We start from the raw sequence: 2,745 nt of genomic DNA on the forward strand, positions 1-2,745 counted from the left end.
GAAGAAATTGCTTACTTAAACGGGTGGATTAACCGCGACGAAATTATGAAAGTTTATGAAGTCCTGCGCAAAAATCAATACGGGCAATATTTGAAGGATATTCTTGACGGCAAATATATAGATACTCATTAAAGATTTTGATTTTCACTATTCTACTCGTCTGCGAAGCAGGCGGGTGGGCGGGTGGGAGTAGAATAAAGCGTGATTTTGACAATAAGGAGGTAATATTAATTGCAGAAAATTTTTATAACCGGGGCAAATGGGCAGCTAGGGCGCGATTTAGTTCATGAGCTTACTTCACGGGGAGTCTCTTGTATTGCGTCCGATATTCAAGAAAGTTTTTCAGGCTCTGAGTCCTGCGAATATGTGAAACTCGATATTACGAATTATAATGACGTTGAGAAAGTATTAAAAATTGTCCGTCCTGATAGAATAATTCATTGTGCTGCGTGGACTGCTGTAGACTTGGCCGAAGATGAGAATAATAAATCTAAAGTTTTCGCAATAAACGTAACAGGAACGGAAAATCTTGCGCGCCTATGTTCAGAATTAAATATTATAATGACTTATATCAGCACTGATTATGTTTTCAACGGTGAGGGCGTAAGAGCGTGGCAGCCTGATGACGAAGATTTTAACCCATTAAATTATTACGGATTCACGAAATTAGAAGGAGAATTTGCCGTTAAAAAATTTTTGCGTGATTTCTTTATAGTTCGTATAGCGTGGGCATTTGGTAAGAGCGGCAATAATTTTGTCAAGACAATGCTAAAACTTTCAGAGAATCATAATACTTTAAGAGTCGTAAATGATCAGATAGGGACTCCGACTTACACGCCGGATCTAGCAAGATTACTAGCTGATATTAACGAGACAAATAAATTCGGGATCTATCACGCAACTAATGAAGGCGGCTTTATCAGCTGGTATGATTTCGCATGTGAAATTTTCAAGCAGGCCGGCAAAAATATAAACGTGATTCCTGTAACGACTCTTGAATATGGACTCTCAAAGGCAAAACGCCCATATAATTCGCGGCTCGATAAGCATAAATTAAAGGATTCAGGCTTTGAATTATTACCGGATTGGCGCGACGCTTTAAGGAGGTATTTGTTAATTAATGCAAATTAGTGTAAATTATAATATTAACGGTATAGAGGGACTCTGCGTGATAACTCCTAAAGTACACGGGGATTTGCGGGGGTATTTTACTGAAACATATAATTTAAACGATATGAAAGAGGCCGGCTTTAATATAAATTTCGTGCAGGACAATCAAAGCAGCAGCACTAAAGGAGTTTTGCGGGGTCTTCACTATCAAATTAAATTCCCTCAATGTAAGCTAGTTAGAGTTATTAGCGGTTCAGTTTTTGATGTAGCTGTTGACTTGCGCAAAAATAGCAAGACTTTCGGCAAATATTACGGTCTCGAACTCTCGAGCGAAAATCACAAGCAAATTTTAATTCCGAGAGGTTTTGCACACGGCTTTATTGTATTATCTGACACAGCAGAATTCTTTTACAAGTGCGATGACTTCTATCACCCTAACGACGAGGGCGGAATAATTTATAATGACCCTGATATTAATATAGCTTGGCCGAAATTAGACACGGATTTAATACTATCTGATAAAGATACAAATTTGCCGCTGCTGAGGGAGGTATTATCATGAAAATTTTAATCACAGGCGGCGCGGGATTTATCGGAAGCAACTTTATATTTCACATGTTAGACGCTCACCCTGATTATGAAATTATCTGCGTTGATAAATTGACTTATGCAGGAAATATTAACACTCTTAAAAATTTAATAGCCAGCGAGAGAATAAATTTTTTCAGGCTTGATATTTGCGACCGGGAGAGAATTTATAATTTATTCGAGTCAGAACGCCCGGACATAGTTGTAAATTTTGCCGCTGAGTCTCACGTTGACAGATCTATTGAATCGCCGGGAATTTTTTTATTTACGAATACGCTCGGCACTGGAGTCTTACTTGACGCGAGTCTTAAATTCGGGGTCAAACGCTTTCACCAAGTCAGCACCGATGAAGTTTACGGGGATTTGCCGCTTGATAGACCTGATTTATTTTTTTCCGAGAACTCGCCGATAAAAACATCATCGCCCTATTCAGCATCAAAGGCCGGAGCTGATTTATTGACTCTCTCATATCACAGGACATTTAATTTGCCGGTGAGTATTAGCCGCTGCTCAAATAATTACGGGCCCTATCACTTCCCGGAAAAATTAATCCCACTCATGATAATAAATGCTTTACACGATAAAGATTTGCCGGTTTATGGTCAGGGTATAAACGTAAGGGACTGGCTATTTGTTAGGGATCATTGCCGGGCGATTGATTTAATAATTCATGATGAAGGCTCAAACGGTGAGATTTACAATATCGGCGGACATAATGAAATGCGAAATATTGATATAGTCAAGCTGATTTGCAAAGAGTTAAACAAGCCTGAAAGTTTGATTAAATTCGTAACTGACAGAAAGGGGCATGATTTAAGATACGCTATTAACCCCGAAAAAATTTATTTGCGGCTCGGTTGGCTGCCTGAGACAAGTTTTAACGAGGGAATAAAGCGAACTATAAAATGGTATCTCGAAAATAAATCATGGTGGGAGCCGTTGATTAAGTCATAATGTGAGGGGGCAGCTCTTCCCCCTTTGTTTATTAAAATTTATTCCCCGCCGCGTGCCTGATTCCTCCCACCCGCCCGCCCTATAACGAGATTC

Annotated in this window: 3 protein-coding genes; all 3 read left to right on the top strand. The window is 39.3% G+C overall.

Annotation, left to right across the window (positions count from 1 at the left end):
* Positions 1 to 231 precede the first annotated feature (231 nt).
* Genes rfbD through rfbB form a run of 3 tightly spaced genes read left to right on the top strand, consistent with a single transcriptional unit; the run spans position 232 to position 2,652 of the window.
* Positions 232 to 1,131, top strand: a complete 900-nt coding sequence (gene rfbD, locus IJS99_03995; protein MBQ7560986.1) for a dTDP-4-dehydrorhamnose reductase — start codon at positions 232 to 234, stop codon at positions 1,129 to 1,131.
* Positions 1,121 to 1,672, top strand: coding sequence for a dTDP-4-dehydrorhamnose 3,5-epimerase (rfbC, locus tag IJS99_04000; protein MBQ7560987.1), 552 nt, complete (start codon positions 1,121 to 1,123; stop codon positions 1,670 to 1,672). The genes rfbD and rfbC overlap by 11 nt, the downstream gene beginning before the upstream one ends.
* Positions 1,666 to 2,652, top strand: coding sequence for a dTDP-glucose 4,6-dehydratase (rfbB, locus tag IJS99_04005; GenBank protein MBQ7560988.1), 987 nt, complete (start codon positions 1,666 to 1,668; stop codon positions 2,650 to 2,652). Before rfbC ends, rfbB begins: the two co-directional genes overlap by 7 nt.
* Positions 2,653 to 2,745 lie beyond the last annotated feature (93 nt).

Source organism: Synergistaceae bacterium (assembly GCA_017444345.1).
Taxonomy (GTDB): Bacteria; Synergistota; Synergistia; order Synergistales; family Aminobacteriaceae; genus JAFUXM01.